This window comes from Streptomyces sp. LS1784 (assembly GCF_020103755.1).
GTDB lineage: Bacteria > Actinomycetota > Actinomycetes > Streptomycetales > Streptomycetaceae > Kitasatospora.
Genome location: NZ_JAHSQD010000022.1, coordinates 19,172 through 37,661 on the forward strand (window position 1 = coordinate 19,172; position 18,490 = coordinate 37,661).

Here is an 18,490-nt window from a genome sequence, read left to right on the forward strand (position 1 = left end):
GGTCAGGAGAGGAACTTGTCCACGACGGCGTTGAACGCGCCGGGGTTCTCCAGGAACGGGAAGTGCGAGTTCGCCACGCTCTTCGGGAACACGTGGAGGCGGGCGCCGGGGATCCGCTCGGTGATGAAGCGCTGGGACGCCGGGTCCACGTGGCTCCCCTCGCAGCCGATCACCAGGGTCGGCACGTCGATGCAGTCGAGGACGTCGCGCCAGTCCTGGGCGCAGTGGTCGAAGAGCAGCGGGACGCCCGCGTACGCCGGGGTCGAGCGGATCTGCTCGGTCACGAAGGCGAGCAGGTCCGGGTCGGTGTCGCCGCTGAACATCGAGCGGACGAAGTCCTCGCGGGCCTCGGCGCCGTCCGGGCCGGCCAGCGCGGCGCCCAGTTCCAGGAGCCCGGCGACGTCGAAGAGGGCGCCGGACTCGTGCTGCTCCGTCTCCGTCATCCAGGGCACCGCCGCCACCGCGGCCGGCTGGTCGACCAGGACGAGCCGACGGATGCGGCCGGTGCCGTGCTGGTCGACGAAGCTCCACCACACCGAGGCGCCCATCGACCAGCCCAGCGCGTCGAAGGCGTCCAGGCCCAGGTGGTCGACCAGGCCGAGGACGTCACGGGCCAGGCGCGCGACGCGGTAGCCGTGGCGCGGCTTGCCGGAACGGCCGTGGCCGCGGAAGTCCACCGTCACGACGCGCCGGCCCGACGCCAGCCCCTCGACCTGGTGGCGGAACATCTCCTGTGTCTGCCCCCAGCCGTGGAGCATCACCAGCGGGACCCCGTCGCCTCCGCTGTCGCGGTAGGCCAGGCGCACGCCGTCGTTCGTGGTCAGTTCACGCATGGTGCTCGTTCTTGTCCGTTCTTCTCGGCTCGTGGATTCGGGATGTGACGTCAGCGGGCCGCCAGGGGCGGAGCGGTAGCTCCTACTGAGGATCCTCACGGCGGGGTGAACCCGTTGACCACCGACCGACACAGGGATTGCCTGATGGAACTTCATCGCTCCGTAGCAACCGCCTGATTCGGCGAGGAGGCGGGTCAACCGACCGTGGCGGCACGGTCGCCGGGGACGTCGGTCTCCCGGGGAACTTGGAGCAGGTCCAGGAGCTGGAGACCCATGTGCAGCACCAGGCGGTGCGCGCCGTCGTCCAGGTCCAGGCCCGTGATCTCCTGGATCCGGCGCAGGCGGTAGTACAGCGAGGTGCGGTGCAGCTCCAGGACCTCCGCGGTCCTGGGCACCGACCCGGCGTTCTCCAGGAAACAGCGCAGGGTCTCCTCCAGCCGGGAGTTGCCGCCGCCGTCCAGCAGAAGCCGCAGCGGCTTCGGCAGGAGGGATTCGTTGAGCGCGCTCTCCGGCAGCTGGAGGAACATCGTGAACTCCCCGAGCCGCTCCCAGTCGCCGACGCCCTCCAGCCGGGGCAGCCGACGGGCCGCACGCACCGCCACCCGGGCCTGGTCGTGGCAGATCCACGCGTCCGCCAGCGCCGTCCTACGGCCGCCCACTCCCACCGCGACGTCCACGTCCGTGCCCAGGAAGGTCCGCAGGGAGCGGACGATCGCGCGGCACTGCACGTCCAGTTCCTCGTCCGTCGGTTCCCGGTCGAAGACCTGCACCAGGACCGCCCGGTCCTGGTCGACCGCCGACAGACCGCGGGCCGTACGGGCGTGCCGGAACGGCTCCAGCGCCCCCCGCAACGCCACCGCGATCTGGCCGGACGGCCCCCGCTGCCCGGAGACGACCACACTGGTCACCACCACGTGCGGGCCCGCCGGTAGGAGGCCGTCGTCCACCAGGCGCTGGTGCGCCGCGCAACGCAGTGCGGAGTCCGAGCCGACCAACCAACCCAAGAGCTGGCGGGTGCGCTCCTCGTCCACGTCCGAGGCCAGCCGATCGGCGTACATCTCGACCGCCACCGTGCGGGCGACCCGGTCGATGGCCTCGGTCTCGGCCTCCGTGAGGGGCTCGCCCACCGCCATGACCTTCAGGATGCCCAGCATGTGGCCCCGCTGGCGGATCGGGACGCAGTAGCGCGGCTGCATCCCCAGGTCGTCGCGCCCCGGCAGGATCCCCGGGACGGTCCACCGGGCGACCCCCTGGGACAGCACGTAGCGGATGATCTCGTCGTCCGCGATGCCCTGCAGCAGCGTGCGCACGCGCACCCGGTCCTCGTCGCCGAAGTGCCGGCTGGTGCAGATCATCCGCACCAGCGGGTCGTCGAGGACGACCGAGCGTCCTAGCTCCTCGGCCAGGCCGTCCACCAACGTCTGCAGCGCCTCGCCTCCAGAACGCGCGCGCTGGATCCACATCGTCATGATCCACTCCTTCCTGGCACGCCATTCATACAAGGAGCGGAGCAGATGGACAACATTCAACAAAGTGAGGAAACGGCGGCTCCACCCGACTGGTGCCGCCGGTCGCCTCGGGTGGCGCCCGCCCCTCAGGGGAGGCCGCGCAACGGCTCCGGGGGCGGCCGGAAGATGACGAAAAGGCTTTCAGGCCAAGGGATTTCAGCCGGCATGACGGTCATCCGGCGACGATCGGGGAGCCCCCGCGGACGTGCGGCTCCCCGACCGCCCGACAGGACGGGCAGGGCGGGAACGAGCCCGAGGACCGCCTGAGCATCCCGCGAACGGTGCGCAGAGTGTCCTATCGCGGTGCACCGCCGGAACATCTCCGGGAGAGCCCGTGCCCGCCCGTCGAACGGGTCGTGCTCAGTCCGTGCCCAGTTTTTCGCTCAGCTGGCTGCGAGAGGTGATCCCGAGCTTCGGGAAGATCCGGTACAGGTGCGTGCCGATCGTCCGGGGCGACAGGTGCAGCTGCCGACCTATCTCCTTGTTGGAGAGCCCTTGCGCCGCCAGCTGGGCGATCTGGACCTCCTGGGGCGTGAGCAGGTCCCGGTCGGGGCGGCCTTGGCCCCTGCTGCCCTCGCCGGCCGAGCGGAGCTCCTGGGCCGCCCGCTCACGCCAGGGCTCCACGCCCATGGCCGCGAAGGACTCCCGGGCGATCCGCAGCGGAGTGCGGGCCTCCATCACCCGGCGGCGCCGCCGGAGCCAGGTGCCGTAGGCGAGCATGAGCCGGGCGCGGACGAAGGGTGTACGGGACATGTCCAGGTCGAACGCCGACCGGAAGTGCTCTTCGGCGTGCTCGTCGTCGGCGAGCAGCGCCCGGGCGAATCCCAGGTTCACCCGGATCATCTGGACCTCGCTCGTCCCGGCGGACGTGACGAGCTGTCGCAGGGCGGCCTTCGCCATGGCCCGCTGGTCGTCGTCGGTGGCGGCCTCGGCCAACTCGGTGATGGCCATGGTCTGCATGAACGGATGGTAGGAGGGATCGGCCGGGTCGAAGACCCGCCAGACGCAGGAGAACGCCTCGGCGAAATGGCCCGCGGCGAGGCCGATGAGGCCGCGGGTGATCTGGATGTACGCGAGCTTGGAGGGGTCGACCACGGTCAGCCCCTGGCCCTCCGCCTCGCCGATCGCGACCAGCGCGGTGTCCACGTCCCCGCGCAGTGCGGCGAACTGTGCCTTCGCCACCCGCGCACCGGTCAGCCAACGTGGTTGTGCGGTCTCCTCGGCCAGCCGGGCGGCCTCGGCCGCCGCCGGGAGTCCGGTCTCCCAGTCGACGGTGTGCACGGTGGCGAGGGCGAGGAGCACCAGTGTCTTGGTCAGCGGGCCCCGACGCCCCTGACGGCGCAGTCCGTTCGCCGCGTGGCGGGCGAATCCGGTGACATGGTCGAACCCGTTCACCATGATGGCCGCGTTGGCCAGGGTGGCGGCGGTCACGACGTCGTACCCGCCCTCACGTTCGAGGCGCCGCAGCCGGTCGATCACCGTCGCCGACGCCTCCAGCGGGGCGGCCCCCGCCAGCGTGCACACCAGGTCCGGGTGGAGTTCCGGGACAGGTAGCCGCTCGGCGGCCGTCACGACGCGCTCCCGCAGCTCTCGCCCCGGGTCCGCCCACCAGCACCGCCACGCGGCCACGCGCAGCAGCCGCAGCGCGAGTTCGGGATCGCCGGCCTCGGCGGCCTGCTCGGCCGTGGCGATCAGCAGGTGGATCCGGGACGTGCTCGTGTCGGACTCCGACTCCAGCCATTCGCGCAGCAGGACCACCCGGGCTCGCTCCAACAGGTCGGGGCCCAGCGATTCGGCCTGCTGCACCAGGGCTGACACACGATCCGCCTGGCCGAGTTCGAAGCGCAGTTCCGCCGCAGCGAGGAGACGGGCCACGCTTCGCGACGGCACCTCGCTCAGCGCGGTGGCGCGTTCCAGCGCGGTCAGGGCCACGGCTGCGGCACCGCGCTCCTTCGCGCTGAACGCGGCCTGGTCCAGTTGTCGCGCCACCGCTTCGTCGGGACGGCCGCCGGCCGCGGCCCGGTGCCACGCCTGCCGGTCGGGCTGTCCCTGGAGGGTGCGGGCAAGCGCGCCGTGGGCGGCGAGACGGTCCGCGAGCGAGGCCGAGCCCAGGAGGGCGGAGCGCACCAGCGGGTGGGTGAAGTCGATCCGGAACCCGTCGACGCGCACCAGACCCGCGGCGATGGCGGGCTCCAGGGAACGTGCGGACACCTCGGTGCCCGTCAGGGCCGAAGCCGCGGCGAGCACCTCGGTCAGCGCGCCGTCGTCGGCGGTGGCCGCGACCAGCAGCGCAAGGTGCGTGTCGGACGGAAGGTCGGCCGACCGCGAGGAGAAAGCCCGCTCCAGTCGGGCGGTGAGGGGAAGCCCGGGCGACAGCACGGACTCCCGAGGCGCCCCGTCCGCCCCCAGGGTGACGGGGAGCTCGGTCAGCGCGAGGGGATTGCCGGCCGACATCTGCGCCACCAGGCGGCGCGTCCCCGGGGCGAGACCGGGGCTGCGGGCGGTCAGCAGGGCGTCGGCCGCGCTCGGCTCCAGGGGCTTGAGGTGCAGCTCACGGATGTCGGGGGCTCCCCGCCACACCGTACGGTCCTCGCGGACGGCAACGAGCAGGCCGACGGGTTCGGCGCCGACGCGGCGTGCGATGAACGCGAGGACGTCCAGGGTCGGTGTGTCCAGCCACTGGGCGTCGTCCACGACCAGCAGAACGGGGGCTTCGGCGGCTGCCTCGCCGAGCAGGCCGAGGGCGGCCAGGGAAAGCATGAAGAGCTGGGGCCCGGAGGCGCCGGGGGACGGCTCCGCCATGCCGAAGGCCCCCAGCAGCGCCTGCGCCTGGGGAGCGGGGAGGCGCGGGATGCGGTCCGTCACGGTGTGGGTCAGCTGGTGCAGCCCCGCGAACGGCAGATCGCTCTCGGCCTGGACACCCGAGGCCCTGAGGACGGTGAATCCGCAGGCGCGGGCCCGGGCGGCGGCGTGGTCCAGGAGGGCGGACCTGCCGACCCCGGGGGCCCCGTGGATCAGCAGCGCGTCGCCACGCTCGGGCAGGGCGTCGACCAGTGCGTCGACGGCCGCCAGCTCCTCGTCCCGGCCGAACAGTGTGGTGCCTGACATCCGATGTTCCTCTGTGCCTGCGTCAGTGCTCTGACCTGGACCGTTGCAGTGTAGGTGCACGCATTGCACGGTTGGAATGCGCTGAGAGTCATGTGTCCGGCGACACATCACCTACAGTCGCTTCACAGTCATTCAGCCGCCGACGTAAGTCATCCCGTGTTCCATGCTGGATGCCACACCGACCGGAGGGAGGACCCATGACATCCGTGACCGACCCGGCCGGGTTCCCGGAGGACGGGAACACCGGTCATCGCTGGAGCCGGGCCGTCTCCATCGCCGCCATGCCCGTGACGGTCGCCTCGTACGAGCCTGCGTCGGACCCGGGCCGGATGACGACCCAGCAGTTGGGGCACCTGCTCTTCATCACGACGGAAGCCGGCCCTCGCTGCTACACCCGCGACCTGCGGGAGATCGCCCGTGGCACCAGGCAGGCCGAGGGGTTCTTCGTGGTCGCCGTCATGGGGGCCACCGGTGCCGTGGTGCAACAGGACGGCCGGACGGTCGAGGTCCCCGCGGGAGCGGTTTCCTTCTGGTACACGGAGACCCCCCATGTGGTCGACTACCCGGACGGAGTGGACGTCAGGGTGTGCCTGCTCCCCCGCCGGGCCTTCGGCGTGCGGGACGAGCAGCTGGAACGGGTGACGGCCACCGTGGCCGACGCCGGCGGCCCGGTGGCCGCCCTGGTCAAGCAGTCCCTGCTGACCCTGGTCGAGACGGCCAAGGACTGCCCAGGGCTCGTCGCCGGTCGACTGGCGTGCAACTTCGCCGACCTGGTGGCCACCCTCGTCACCGAGCAGGCCTCCCGTGACGCGCCGGCCACGGAGGACTCCCGCCACACCCGGATCTGGGAGATCCACGCCTACGTGGACCGGCACCTCAAGGAGCCGGAGCTCGGACCGCAGACGATCGCGGCCGCGCACGGCATCTCCGTCCGCTCCCTCCACAAGCTCTTCGAAGGGGAGGGGACCACCGTCAGCCGCCTGATCCAGCGCCGCCGGCTCCAGGCGAGTGCCGAGGACCTCACCCGCAAGGACAGCGGCGACAGCACGGTCTCCGGCGTGGCCCAGCGGTGGGGCTTCACCGATCCGGCCCACTTCAGCCGGCTCTTCCGTGCCTCGTACGGCATCTCACCGAGCCAGTGGCGCGACACCCGCGGCGGCACCGAGCCGTCCGACCCGCGGGACACCCGGGGCCCGGTGTCCCGATGACCCATCGACCCGAGGGGAACCCGGTGTCCGCATCTCTCTCCACCGCATCGCTGTCCGCCTCCGACCGGGCGGAGAGCTGGCAGGACACCGTGTCCCACACCTTCGTGCCGATGACCGTGGACTTCCTGGAGGAGGTGCCGTCGCCCGGGGAGATCGCCGGCCACCGGCTGGGTTCCGTGCAGATCTCCAGGGTCCAGGCCGGGCCCCAGGTGGTGACCCGCAACAGGCGCCTGATCGCCGACGGCGACTCGCCGACGCTCCTCCTCACCCTCCAGGAACGGGGCACCGCCCTCAAGGACCAGGACGGCAGGGAGACGCTCATCCGGCCCGGCGGGTTCTCCATCACCGACACCTCCCGGGTCTTCCGGAAGAAGATCGAGGAGGAGTTCGTCTTCACCTCCTTCCACTTCCCCCGCGCGGAACTGGATGTGCAGGAGAAGGACCTGCGGGCACTCACCGCCACCGCGTTCAGCGGCGCCGAGGGCAGCGCCGCGCTGCTGACGACCTACCTGTCGAGGATGGCGCACGAGGCGGCGGAGCTGGACGAGGCCGTCGGGCGCCGGGCCGCGGCCACGGCACTCGACCTGCTGGCGATGTTCGTCGACGACCGGGCCGGGCGCGCCCGGCCGCAGGGTTCGCGGAGCGCGGCCTCCTTCGAGCGGGTCAAGGAGTACATCCTGCGCAACCTCCGCGATCCGGACCTGTCACCGTCCACGATCGCGGAGGCGAACTTCATGTCCGTCCGCTTCCTCCACAAGCTGTTCCACCTGGAGGGCACCACGGTCGGCGGGTGGGTCCGGACACAGCGGCTGGAGCGCTGCAGCCGGGACCTGCTCCGGCCGATGGCCGGGGAGCTCGGGGTGGCGGGGATCGCCCGGCGCTGGGGCTTCGCCAACTCCAGCCACTTCACCCGTGCCTTCCGCGCGGCGTACGGCGTGACGCCGCGGGACTGGCAGGTCGGCGCCCACCACACGCGCCGGAGCGGCTGAAACTCGTCCCCCCCTGGAGGGTTCCGTGCTACTACTCGATCTCAACACCGTGCCACCTCGTGAACAGCAGCGCGGGGGTGGTCTCCACGGCGATGACCGACAGGCACGCGAGCGCTTCCGCGTAGGCTCCGCGCGGCGGACCCGACGTCGCTTCCGGCTCCCTGGTGTTCCGTGGGTGCACGGGGATCTGACCGTCCGCGCACTCCTGCACGGCGAGTGTCCTCGCGACGGCTCGACGTGCTTCGGCAGGACAACCTGCCTGTCTCCACACCCTCGCCGCCGGCGGGCGGGTGCCGACGCGCCGCCACCGGTCGGCGCCCTGCTGACCGGCGACGCGGACGCAGCCGACTCACACGGGTGCCACCACCCGTCGTCAAACCGGCGCCGGGTGTCGCGGAGGTCGCGACGAGCATCCGCGAACTCACCTAGCCCGTAGAGGAGTTCACCGCCACCGGCCGGCAGGCGAGGACCGTGCAGAAGGGAGAAGAGTTCCTCACAGCCAAGCCCTCGACCTCACCCCGCGCAGCCGTCGCGGGCCTACAGGCGGGTGAGGTCCAGACCGGCTCCTGAGGCACTTCCCACCGGGCGGACCGCCATGCGCACAAGGCCGCCCGCCCTGGTTTCCGGACCTCGCGGCGGCCCGTGGCACCCCAACCCGCAACCATCATCCGCCGTCGACAGCACTCACCGCTCAGGCAGACTGGCCGTAATCAGTCCTTCTGGGAGTTTGGTGTGCTGCTGATCGACCTCAAAACCGTCCCGCCCCGTGAGCGCGTGGACGCCTTCCACCACGCGCTGACGGACACACGGGTACCCAACCACGTCGCCCACGAGGAGCCGGAGACCGGCATCCACGCGCGCATGCAGGCATGGCGCGTCGGCGGACTGGACCTCTTCGCCACCCGGAACTCGGGCTTCGAGGTACGGCGCACGAACCACCACGTACACCACCACCGGGACAACCCCATCGTCTCGGTCTCCCTCCAGACCCGAGGCATCCACCGCGCCGAGGTCGCCGGCCGGCAGCGCCTCCTGGGCCCCGACGACATCTGCGTCTTCCACGAGCTGTCACCCCGCACATACGGCTGGTCCGGCGACGGCGCCTCCCAGGTCATCATGTTCGACATGCACCGCCTCGACGTGCCGGTCGACACCGTCGTACGAGCCTCCCTGCAACTGCGCGCCAGCCCGCTCCACGACCTGGTCCTGGAACACCTGCGGGGCGTACACCGCGACCCCGACCGCCTGGAGACCGACCCCGGCGTCCAGGCCCTCGGATCCGCCACGACGGAACTCGTCCGCGCACTGCTCCTGTCGGCCGCGCACGCCGAACAGAGCCCCGAGGTCAGAGCCACGATGAACGAGACCCTCCTCACGCGGATCATGACCTACGCACGCTCCCACCTCGCCGACGGCGAACTGACGCCGGAGAGGATCGCGGCAGAGCACGCCATCTCGGTGCGCCGCCTCTACACCCTGCTCAGCGCGGCGGGAATCAGCCTGGAACAGTGGCTGATCGAGGAACGGCTCCGCAAAGCACAGCGCATGCTCGCCTCCCGGCGCTACGACCGCCTGACCATCGCCGCGGTCTCCGCCCGCTGCGGATTCAGCAGCCCCAGCCACTTCAGCCGCCGCTTCCAAGCGGCCCACGGGATGTCCCCGTCCGAGTGGCGCCGCCTCGGCGACGCCGTCACCGTGGACGTGCCCCTGACGACCATATGAGCCCCAGCCCCAGCCGGCACCCCACGAGCCGGGCCAGGTGTTCTGACCCGTGAGGTTGGGGACGCGGCTGGCGGATGGCTTGCCTGCGAGTGCGGTGTGTCCGCGCCCCGGCCACCGGATGAGAACCGGGTTCGAGGCGCGCACCGGCGCCACCCGGCCGCTCAACGCCGGCCCGGAGGGCTGGTTGCCGCGCTGGTGCCCGCGCCGAGCGGCCCGTGGTGGGGGATCGGGGAGCAGCACGCCCTCAAGGTGGGGCGCTCGGTGTGTCGGCGTGCGCGGTGAGGTTGTGCGACGAGCGGTGGGAACGGGCCTGGTGGGACGGGTGGGACGGGCGGGACGATGGGCGGCGCGACGCCTGCCGGCCGGCCGTCACCGACCAGCAGTGTGCCGCCGAGCGGCAGCACCAGGTCCTGGGCCCTGGCGGTGGCGCCTGCCAGCCGCCGGGGCGGGCTGTCGGCACCGTCAGGGGATGAAGACCCTGGCATGCTTCGGCTGTGGCAGGGTGTCCAAGGACCCGTGGAACGTCACCCGTCGAAGTTGGACCAGAAGATCCCGATGCCCGTGCCGTGCTCGTCCCGGCCGACCAGAATGCTGTTCGACGTGAAGTCGCAGGTGGGGAAGACCAGGGCGTTCGCGCCGCTGGCCGGGTCGACGACGACATCGAGCACCGGGGTCCGGGAGCCGGCCTCCTGCTGCGCCTCGAACTCGGCCACCGCATGGGCCTCGGGGTTGTCGGCCTCCGCGAAGCCCGCGATCCGGTGGAGGGCCCCGCCGATGGCCAGGTTGTCCGGGGTGCCGGAGTAGATCGCCGAGGCGTCCTCGCTCAGCATGTTGACGTCGTCCGACGCCTCGTCCCAGCTCGCACCCACCAGCGCCTGCGGGGTGGTTCCGCTGGCGACCAGCGCGACCGCGGAGACGGTGGCGCCCCGCTCGTTGTCCCAGTCGTACGCCAGATACACCTCGTGCAGCCCATCGGCGACGTCGTCGAACGTGTAGAACTCGGCGCCGTCGAGCCCGCACACCGCGATCTCCCCGCGGCTCAACAGCCGCCCTGCCAGTGTGAACTTGCCCTGGTACCCGGACTCCGCCTCCGGATCGTTCGCTTTCAGAACCGCTTCGATCGCTTCGATCATCTTCATGCCGGCGAGTGTGCCACCCCCCTGTGACAGCCCCGACCCGCCATCTCCCCCGGTGCCCTCACCTCACGCCCAGTTGCAGGAGTTCCCCGTGCCGCGCCCAGGCCCCTTGGCCGTCCCCGGCGGGGTCGGGGAGTCGGAGAGGGGGCCAGGTCTTCGGGACGAGGTACTCGCCACTGCGATCCTCGACCGGCTCCTCCACCACTGCGAAGTCGTCTCCGTCAATGGCCCCGGCTACCGGCTGAAGAACCGCTTCGCCGCCGTCAACCGGGACTCCGGCACAACCTGACTGGTGATCAGCTCAAGCCGATTCGAACTTGACCATCGCGTCGCCCGCAGTTGCGGCTGCAGCGAAGAACCTGTTCAGCTCGCCAGGTCGGTAGCCAGATCAGCTGCCCATGCCTGGCTCCAAGGCGTTGTGAAGCCCGGGGATTCGACCACTCCTGCCAGCGCGGCATCCAAGTCCTTGACCAGGTCGTCGACCGCGACCTGCTGCAGGAAGGCTGACGCGTCCTGCACCTCTTCGGGACGAAGCACCCACAGCTTCGTCTCGAAGACGACCTCTTACGGCCCTTCACCTTCTTACCCGCGTCGAAGGCCCCTGGTGGCAGCGGGGACGGTATCGGCGGTGCGGACGGACGGCGAGTCGATCAGGCCTGATGGGTCGGGGTCCGGCGCAGGGGGTTGGTTGGGTGTGCAGGGATGCGTGGCGGGGCAGGGGGGTGTTGCGTGGAGATCACGGCCGGTACGGGACTGGTGGGCAGGGCGTAGTCACGTCCGGTCGGTGATCAGGGCCGCCGGTCACCGCCGGCGCCGACGCCCGGGGCCAGGGGGGCACCTGGCTGCCGCCCATCTCTCCACGGTAGAGCGGGCGGCCCACAGCGGCAGGTCAGCCCGGCCACGCCCCCCGCGGAGTCCACAGCCGTGCGGCATGGCGGCTGGCGCCGTGGCACCAGTCACGCGAGCATCGACGCCATGACGGAACCCGAGCCTGCACCAGTGAGCCATGACGCCCACTACCTTGGCGCGACAGCCCGCCTCTACGGCTGGCAGGTCATGCACGAGCAGGACGGGGCGATGCGGTTCTCACTGCTCGACTGGACGCTGCGAGTGGAATTCTCCCCGGACGGCCGATTCTCGTCCGCCAGAGCGAACGGTCCCGGCAGCGCGGACACCCAGCTGGACTTGCGGACCGTGCTCGACACGCTGGAGGAGTACGGCAGCCCTGCACTGCCCAAGGAGTCCTGAATCACCGGCCCTCGGCCGACGCCAGCCCCCGCCCCGACTGCGCCGATCCTGCGGCCGATCAAGCGGCAGCCAGTCATGGACGTGCTCGCCCTTCGCGCGTCCGGCGGCAAGCCGCTGCGCTCCGCCTGTGCGGGCCGTCCCGCGGGACCTTCGGCGCGGTGCGTGCCGATCACGACAACGGTCTGCCCGGCCCAGAACCCCCTGGCTGTTCCGCGGTAGGCCCTGGCTGGTGCGCTGCCGGTCCGGCCGGGTGTTCATGGCAGATGTGCGCGATCCTGGATTTGAGCAGCACATGCCGCCAGGTCGTGCCCGTGCGGCCGGCGCGAGGGCCGGTCGGCTGAGACGGGCTGCCCTGTCGTGCCCGATGGCGCGCCGCGACACGGGCACACGGACGCGACCGGTGACCCGAGCGGAGGCCATACGGCTGATGAGCGGCATCGAGGGCAAGTCGGCAGGAGCACGGGACACGACCGAGGGCCGCGTCTACACCGTCACCGGCGGCGACTGGGACGAGGTCGCCGGCGCCGCGCAGCGACAAGAACGGGCGGACGACGAGCGGATCATCGTCAACATGGGTCCGCAACACCCGTCCACGCACGGCGTGCTGCGCCTGATCCTGGAGATCGACGGCGAGACGGTGAAACAGGCCCGCTGCGGCATCGGCTACCTGCACACCGGCATCGAGAAGAACATGGAGTTCCGCAACTGGGTCCAGGGCACGACCTTCGTGACCCGCATGGACTACCTGACCCCGCTGTTCAACGAGACCGCCTACTGCCTGGCGGTGGAGAAGCTGCTCGGGATCACCGAGCAGGTCCCGGAGCGGGCGAGCGTGATCCGGGTGCTGATGATGGAGCTCAACCGGATCTCCTCGCACCTGGTGGCGCTGGCCGCCGGTGGGATGGAGATCGGCTCCACCACGCTGATGGTCTACGGTTTCCGGGACCGCGAGGTCATCCTCGACATCTTCGAGCTGGTGACGGGCCTGCGCATGAACCACGGCTACGTCCGGCCGGGCGGCCTGGCGCAGGACCTGCCCCCGGGTGCACCGGACCAGATCCGCGAGGGCGTGAAGCTGCTGCGCTCGCGGATGCCGGAGTACGACAAGCTGGCCACCAAGAACCCCGCGTTCAAGGCCCGTCTGGTCGACGTCGGCCACCTGGACCTGGCCGGCTGCATGGCACTCGGCGCCACCGGGCCGATCCTGCGGGCCACCGGGCTGCCGCACGACCTGCGCAAGACCGACCCCTACTGCGGTTACGAGGAGTACGAGTTCGAGGTCGCGGTGGCCGACACCGCGGACTCCTACGGCCGGTTCCTGATCCGGCTGGAGGAGATGCGCCAATCGCTGCGGATCGTCGAGCAGTGCCTGGACCGGCTGGCCCCCGGCCCGGTCATGGTGGCCGACAAGAAGATCGCCTGGCCCGCCCAACTGGCCGTCGGACCGGACGGGTTGGGAAACTCGCTGGACCACATCCGAAAGATCATGGGCGAGTCCATGGAGGCGCTGATCCATCACTTCAAGCTGGTGACGGAGGGCTTCCGCGTTCCTGTGGGGCAAGCCTATGCGGCGGTCGAGTCCGCCAGGGGCGAGCTGGGCGTGCATGTCGTCTCCGACGGCGGCACGCGGCCGTACCGGGTGCACTTTCGCGACCCGAGCTTCACCAACCTGCAGACGATGGCCGCGATGTGCGAGGGCGGGCAGGTCGCGGACGTCATCGTCGCGGTGGCAAGCATCGACCCGGTGATGGGGGGCGTGGACCGCTGAGAGCGGTCGCACCGCGGACGTGCCGTTGGGCGGCAGGAAGCAGGCGCGGGACGTGGGGCCGCCAGCCACAGCGTCTTTCACGGGGTACGGCGCCGCCGCGCCGCCCGCCGCTACTGCTCTGGTACGTCGAGGCGTGCCTGAGTGATGCGCTGCGCATGGAGACCTTCGTGCAGGATGCCGAGCGGGAGGGCGACGGCGAGGTCGCGGAGCTGTTCCGTAAGGCGCAGGCCGACAGCCGCAAGGGCGCCGAGATGAGCAAGTGGCTGCTCGCCGCCGGCCTGACCGCCACGGGCGACGGTGAGCGCGCCGGCACAGGCGCTGCCGAAGACATAGTCGCGGGCACCGGGACGGGGGATGATGGGCCGGGGTGGCGGTACAGGGGGTTGGGTGTGCCGGGATGTGTGGTGGGGCAGGGGGTGTTGCGTGGAGATCGCTCCCGGCCGGTCCGCTTGCCGGGCCCACGACGAACGGTGCTCTCAAGTGCAGCATCGGAACCGACGGCCGATCCCGGCCGGAACTGGATCACCTCCCCGCTTTCGGATGCAGGGGCTTGCCACCGCCGGGCAGGGCCGAGGCGTGGTCCATGGTGCGCGGCCCCGGTATGCGGGCATCCACGCTCGTTGGGGTCGAGCGTGGATGCCGGCGAGGCGTCCGGTTGTTCAGCTATGCCAGTTCTGTGGGCCAGGTATGGGCGGGGCTGCTCCGTCCGGGTGGTGGCCGGGTTCGCCGGCCCACCGGGGCGGGCAGAGCCGTCGTATGACGACCCCCACCAGGCACCGCCGTCGCCGTCGCCACCCGGCGGACGCCGCCCTCCCGGCCGTAGCCCAGATGCCACCGGCCGCTGCCCGACAGCGCGGTGCGGGCGGGTGCTGCCGGACCTGGTTCAGCGAGCGCATCCGTCCGGGCGGCCTGGTCGTCCGTACGACGTGGCACGAGCCCGCCTGCACGACCGGGGGCCGGCCGTGACCGCCTTTGCCGCGCAGGCCTCACCCGCCCGGTTCACACCCGGCAGCACGGCGGTGCGCCGCGACGTCCACGCGGGTCGGGTCTGGACCGCGATGCCGCAGCGGGTCATCGACGACACCGGCGACACCCTCCAGCTCGCCTACTGGCCCGGCATCACCTCGCTCGCCCCGACCACCTGGATCGACTCCCTGCGCACCGGCGACACCGCGCTGCGCGAGAGCGGTCTGCAGGACCTGGCCGCCGGCACCTGGACCGTCGCCCCCTACCGCTGGACCGGCACCGCGTTGCGCAGCACCTTCCTGGCCGGGGAGTACTTCTCGGTGCACCGGTTCCAGGACGCCGACACGGGGGAGCCACTGTGCTGGTACGTGAATTTCGAGCTGCCCCACACTCGTCGACCGGCCGGGATCGACACCCTCGACCTGTTCGTCGACCTGGTGGTGGAGCCCGATCTTTCGGACTGGTCGTGGAAGGACGAGGACGAGTACGCGCAAGGCCGGCGCCTGGGCCTGGTCGGCGACGACCTCCACACCTCGGTCGAGCAGGCCCGCCAGCGCGCGCTCGGCCTCCTCCAGGAACGGGTCGGCCCGTTCGCCGACCCGTGGACCGCCTGGTCACCCGATCCGGCCTGGCCACTGCCGGTCCTGCCCGACGGTGCGGACGGCACGGCGCCGCACTGACCGTCCGCCGGCCACCTCGAACGGTCCCTCGGGGCTGCTGTGTGGGTGGTTGTGTGTGGTGTCAGCGTGTGAACTTCTCGATGGCGGCCGGGGTGACGGGGGTGAAGAAGTTGACGAGGTTGCCGTCGGGGTCGCGGAGCAGCAGGGAGCGGTTGCCCCAGGGCATGGTGGTGGGCTCGGTGACGAAGTCGGTGACGAAGCCGGTCAGGTTGCGGTGGAGGCGGTCGACGTCGTCGACGAGGAATTCGGTGATCACGGTGTGGTTGTCCGCAGGGCGGGCGGAGCCCGGGGCGAACAGTGGGACGGTGCGGGTGCCGGCGATTGCGAGGGTGGCGTGCGCGGTCTTGAGTTCGGCGAAGTCCTCGGTGGCCCATGTCGCCTGCACTCCTGTGGCGCGCTGGTAGAAGTCGACGAGGCGTGCGACGTCGCTGGTGATGATGCGGATCGAGACGAAGTCCATGGGGGTCTCCTTGGCTGTACCGGGGGTGTGCACGTCGAAGAGTAGGAGAAATAGTGGACAGGATCGGTCCACTATTCGCGTTAGGTTGTGCCCATGTCTCGACCCACTGGCCGCGTGCTGAAACTCCTGGAGCTGCTGCAATCGGGCGGCACCCGGACTGTGGCCGAGCTCGCCGACCGGCTCGGCGTCGAAGGACGCACCGTGCGGCGGTATGTGGACCAGCTGATCGACCTGGACGTGCCCGTGGAGTCGGTGCGCGGCCGCTACGGCGGGTACCGGCTCGCCTCCGGGTACCGCCTGCCTCCGCTCATGCTCAGCGACGAGGAGGCGCTGGCCGTGCTGCTCGGCCTGCTCGCCGGCCGCCGGGCAGGGCTGACCACGACGGAGCACACGGCAAACGAGACGGCATCGGCGAAGATCCGCCGGGTGCTGCCCCAGCACATCGCCCGCCGGCTCGACACACTCCTGGAGGCGCTCGCCTTCACCGATCAGCCCGGCGGGTTCGAGCCCCCGGACACCGGGGTCCTGCTCACCGTCGCCGATGCGGTGCAACACCGTCGGCCGGTCTCCATCAGATACACCGACCGCAGCGGACGGCGTAGCGAACGCACGCTGCACGCGTACGGGATCGTCACCCATGCGGGCCGGTGGTACGTCACGGGCAAGGACGCCGGGATCGGCGAGGACCGCACCTTCCGGCTCGACCGCATCGCAGACGCGAGGACCCTGTCCGGCTCTTTCGAAGCGCCCACGGGTCCCGGCCCGGCACAGCGCGTGCTGTCAGGGTTCGCCACGGCCGAGTACCGGCATGAGGTGAGTTTGCGGATCCACGGGACAGTCGAACAGATCCGCGCCCACCTTCCCGCCAGCGTCGCGGCCCTGGAGGAGCATGAGCCCGCGGCAGGCGAGGACCGGACGGCCGAGCGCTGGCTGCGCGTCGGGCTACGGGTGGAGCGGCTCGACTGGTTGCCTCCGGTGCTCGCCTCACTCGACCGGCCGTTCGTCATCGAGCGCCCCGATGAACTGCGCGACCTCGTCGCCGCGCTCGCCGATCGCCTCGCGTCCTGCGCCCGCCGAACCTGATGTCACTTCTCGACGCACAACGTCACTGCAGCAAGGATTTCGGGAACTGATGATGGGTCAGCGCTATTCCTGTCGCTCGCAGCCGATGCGGCGGAAGCGGAGCGGGCAGGCGTGGCCGCCTGCGCAGACGTTGGAGGGTTCCTGGCAGACGCCGTAGGTGGTGGCGATCTCGCCGATCGCGCGGCGGACGTGCTCGGACTCCAGCAGGCCCTGGGCCTTGCGCCGGACGCGGTTGCCGTGCCGGTCGAACTGCACGGCGGTGACCCGGTTCACGGCCTCGCGCTTGCGCTTCTGACCGACTCATGGCGACGTCGGGTATCGGAACTGTCCGAATGCCCGGGTGGCAGCGGAAACTGGAGTGCGTTGAGGTGGCGATCCCGGCAGGATGCGAGCATGGTTACCCCCTTGGACGTCCCGTGCTTGGCTGCCGGCGACAGCTTTGTGCTCCGCGCCTGGGAGCTTGGAGATCTGCCTCTCGTCCGGGAAGCGACCGGCGACGACTACATCCCGTTGATCACGACCGTTCCCTCGACGTACTCGCAGGCGGCGGGTGAAGCCTTCATCCGGCGGCAGTGGGAGCGGGCATCGACTGGTAGCGGGTATCCGTTCGTCATCGTCCGGATCGAGGACGGGCGTGCGCTGGGGATGGTTGGTCTCTGGCTGAGGGACCGGGGTGAGGGACGAGCGTCACTGGGCTATTGGCTTGCCGGGTCGGCCCGTGGCCAGGGGATCGCGGCCGAAGCTCTCCGGGCGGTTGTCCGCTGGGCCTTCGGTGACCTGCAGATTCCCCGTCTTCAGTTGTATGTCGAGCCGTGGAACGCCGCGTCACAGCGGACGGCTGAGCGTGTCGGCTTTCAGCGCGAGGGCCTGCTCCGCAGCTGGCAGCAGGTGGGCGGGGAGCGTCGGGACATGATCATGTATTCGATGCTGGGTGCTGATCTGTCCTCGCCGGCCGCAGGCTGACTTCGGCGGCGTGGGTGGACCAGTCGCCCACGCAGAGACGTTGCCAGGCGACGGCGACGTCGGTGTGGATGCCCAGGGTGCGGGAGAGGACCGCGGCGGGGATCTCGGTGGAGAGTTGGAAGAGCGCGGTGCTCCGCGCCTGACGCGGGCGACCATCGGCCGGGCGTTCAGCGGGGCGGTGATGAGGGCGACCGGTTCCAGCAGCATGAGCAGGACGACGCCGAGCAGCATCCTGCAGACCGCCCGGGGAACCCGGCCGGCCCGGACGGGGCGTCAGGTCCCGCACGCCGGCCTCCAGGGCTTCCTCCTGGTGCCCGTGCAGCGAGATGGGGAGGCGATGGCCCCGGCCACGACGCCGCGGTCGTCGTCGTCACCGGGGGGGACGAAACTCCGGTTCGCCGGGAACGGCGGCCGGATGTGCTGCCCGGGCGAGGCTACCTCGCCACGCCGAACTCCCGGGCTGCGGCCCGCAGTACGGCGATCAGCGCCAGCAGCATCAGCGTCCCGTGGGCGGGCATCGACAGGTACGGCGCCACCCCGGGCGCGATGAACTTGAGGTAGCTGCCGAGGGACGAGAGCTGGACCAGCACCGGCAGGTACCAGAGCCGCCGGGGCCGCCGGAAGGCCACGAGCACGCTGAGGACGTCAGCGACGTAGAAGTAGCGCTCGTGCATGGACGGCAGCAGGAACGGCACCGCGATCGCGAAGAGGGCGGCCAGCAGCAGGATCCCGGTTCCGGAGAGCCCCGGCCGCCCGTCGCCCGCCGCCGGGCTCCCCGGCTCTGCCCCGCGCCACGGCGCCTGCGCCCCGCCGGTGCG

The 18,490-nt window shown here is 71.1% G+C and carries 16 protein-coding genes and 1 pseudogene; 9 read left to right on the plus strand and 8 right to left on the minus strand.

The features are described 5' to 3' along the window. Window positions 1-2: 2 nt before the first annotated feature. The 3 genes from KS423_RS05295 to KS423_RS05305 form a co-directional block, all read right to left on the minus strand. Entirely contained in the window at window positions 3-833 is an 831-nt protein-coding gene (locus KS423_RS05295) for an alpha/beta fold hydrolase (RefSeq protein WP_224275420.1), read from the minus strand. Window positions 834-1,027: 194 nt separating this feature from the next. Continuing rightward, the gene (locus KS423_RS05300) at window positions 1,028-2,302 is read right to left on the minus strand and encodes a CdaR family transcriptional regulator (RefSeq protein ID WP_224275422.1); all 1,275 of its coding nucleotides are present in this window, start codon (window positions 2,300-2,302) and stop codon (window positions 1,028-1,030) included. Between the two features lie 399 nt (window positions 2,303-2,701). After that, window positions 2,702-5,449 carry a helix-turn-helix transcriptional regulator gene (locus KS423_RS05305; RefSeq protein WP_224275424.1) on the minus strand — a complete coding sequence of 916 codons (2,748 nt, stop codon included), beginning with the start codon at window positions 5,447-5,449 and terminating at the stop codon, window positions 2,702-2,704. 197 nt (window positions 5,450-5,646) lie between these two features. Here KS423_RS05305 and KS423_RS05310 point away from each other — a divergent pair, with 197 nt between their 5' ends. From KS423_RS05310 to KS423_RS05320, 3 genes are all read left to right on the plus strand, one after another. Continuing rightward, on the plus strand, window positions 5,647-6,657 hold the full coding sequence (locus KS423_RS05310) for a helix-turn-helix domain-containing protein (RefSeq protein WP_224275426.1): 1,011 nt from the start codon (window positions 5,647-5,649) through the stop codon (window positions 6,655-6,657). Between the two features lie 23 nt (window positions 6,658-6,680). Further along, window positions 6,681-7,646, plus strand: a complete 966-nt coding sequence (locus KS423_RS05315; RefSeq protein WP_224275429.1) for a helix-turn-helix domain-containing protein — start codon at window positions 6,681-6,683, stop codon at window positions 7,644-7,646. A 732-nt stretch (window positions 7,647-8,378) separates the two neighbouring features. After that, entirely contained in the window at window positions 8,379-9,368 is a 990-nt protein-coding gene (locus KS423_RS05320; protein ID WP_224275431.1) for an AraC family transcriptional regulator, read from the plus strand. A gap of 524 nt (window positions 9,369-9,892) precedes the next feature. Here the strand turns inward: KS423_RS05320 and KS423_RS05325 are convergent. Next, window positions 9,893-10,507 (minus strand): hypothetical protein, encoded by a 615-nt coding sequence (locus tag KS423_RS05325; protein ID WP_224275433.1) that lies wholly within the window; start codon window positions 10,505-10,507, stop codon window positions 9,893-9,895. A 133-nt stretch (window positions 10,508-10,640) separates the two neighbouring features. On the opposite strand from KS423_RS05325, the pseudogene KS423_RS05330 reads away from it, so the two are divergent. Then, a pseudogene (locus KS423_RS05330) lies at window positions 10,641-10,793 on the plus strand (ATP-binding protein); the annotation flags it as partial. Between the two features lie 74 nt (window positions 10,794-10,867). Here the strand turns inward: KS423_RS05330 and KS423_RS05335 are convergent. Continuing rightward, window positions 10,868-11,041, minus strand: a complete 174-nt coding sequence (locus tag KS423_RS05335; protein WP_224275436.1) for a hypothetical protein — start codon at window positions 11,039-11,041, stop codon at window positions 10,868-10,870. Window positions 11,042-11,479: 438 nt separating this feature from the next. On the opposite strand from KS423_RS05335, the gene KS423_RS05340 reads away from it, so the two are divergent. The 3 genes from KS423_RS05340 to KS423_RS05350 all read left to right on the plus strand — a co-directional run bounded on the left by KS423_RS05340 (window position 11,480) and on the right by KS423_RS05350 (window position 15,166). After that, window positions 11,480-11,752 (plus strand): hypothetical protein, encoded by a 273-nt coding sequence (locus KS423_RS05340; RefSeq protein ID WP_224275440.1) that lies wholly within the window; start codon window positions 11,480-11,482, stop codon window positions 11,750-11,752. A 427-nt stretch (window positions 11,753-12,179) separates the two neighbouring features. Beyond that, window positions 12,180-13,520, plus strand: coding sequence for an NADH-quinone oxidoreductase subunit D (locus KS423_RS05345; RefSeq protein WP_224275443.1), 1,341 nt, complete (start codon window positions 12,180-12,182; stop codon window positions 13,518-13,520). 962 nt (window positions 13,521-14,482) lie between these two features. Continuing rightward, window positions 14,483-15,166 carry a DUF402 domain-containing protein gene (locus KS423_RS05350; RefSeq protein WP_224275445.1) on the plus strand — a complete coding sequence of 228 codons (684 nt, stop codon included), beginning with the start codon at window positions 14,483-14,485 and terminating at the stop codon, window positions 15,164-15,166. Between the two features lie 61 nt (window positions 15,167-15,227). On the opposite strand, the gene KS423_RS05355 is transcribed toward KS423_RS05350, so the two are convergent. Next, window positions 15,228-15,626, minus strand: a complete 399-nt coding sequence (locus KS423_RS05355) for a VOC family protein (protein ID WP_224275446.1) — start codon at window positions 15,624-15,626, stop codon at window positions 15,228-15,230. Window positions 15,627-15,719: 93 nt separating this feature from the next. Between KS423_RS05355 and KS423_RS05360 the strand changes: the two genes are divergently transcribed. After that, window positions 15,720-16,709, plus strand: a complete 990-nt coding sequence (locus tag KS423_RS05360) for a YafY family protein (RefSeq protein ID WP_224275448.1) — start codon at window positions 15,720-15,722, stop codon at window positions 16,707-16,709. A gap of 63 nt (window positions 16,710-16,772) precedes the next feature. On the opposite strand, the gene KS423_RS05365 is transcribed toward KS423_RS05360, so the two are convergent. Further along, window positions 16,773-16,982: a hypothetical protein gene (locus tag KS423_RS05365; protein ID WP_224275450.1), complete on the minus strand. Its 210-nt coding sequence runs from the start codon at window positions 16,980-16,982 to the stop codon at window positions 16,773-16,775. Between the two features lie 120 nt (window positions 16,983-17,102). Between KS423_RS05365 and KS423_RS05370 the strand changes: the two genes are divergently transcribed. Beyond that, on the plus strand, window positions 17,103-17,672 hold the full coding sequence (locus KS423_RS05370) for a GNAT family N-acetyltransferase (RefSeq protein ID WP_224275452.1): 570 nt from the start codon (window positions 17,103-17,105) through the stop codon (window positions 17,670-17,672). Between the two features lie 434 nt (window positions 17,673-18,106). On the opposite strand, the gene KS423_RS05375 is transcribed toward KS423_RS05370, so the two are convergent. Continuing rightward, the coding region (locus KS423_RS05375; protein ID WP_224275454.1) for a hypothetical protein at window positions 18,107-18,490 on the minus strand (384 nt) is incomplete at its 5' end.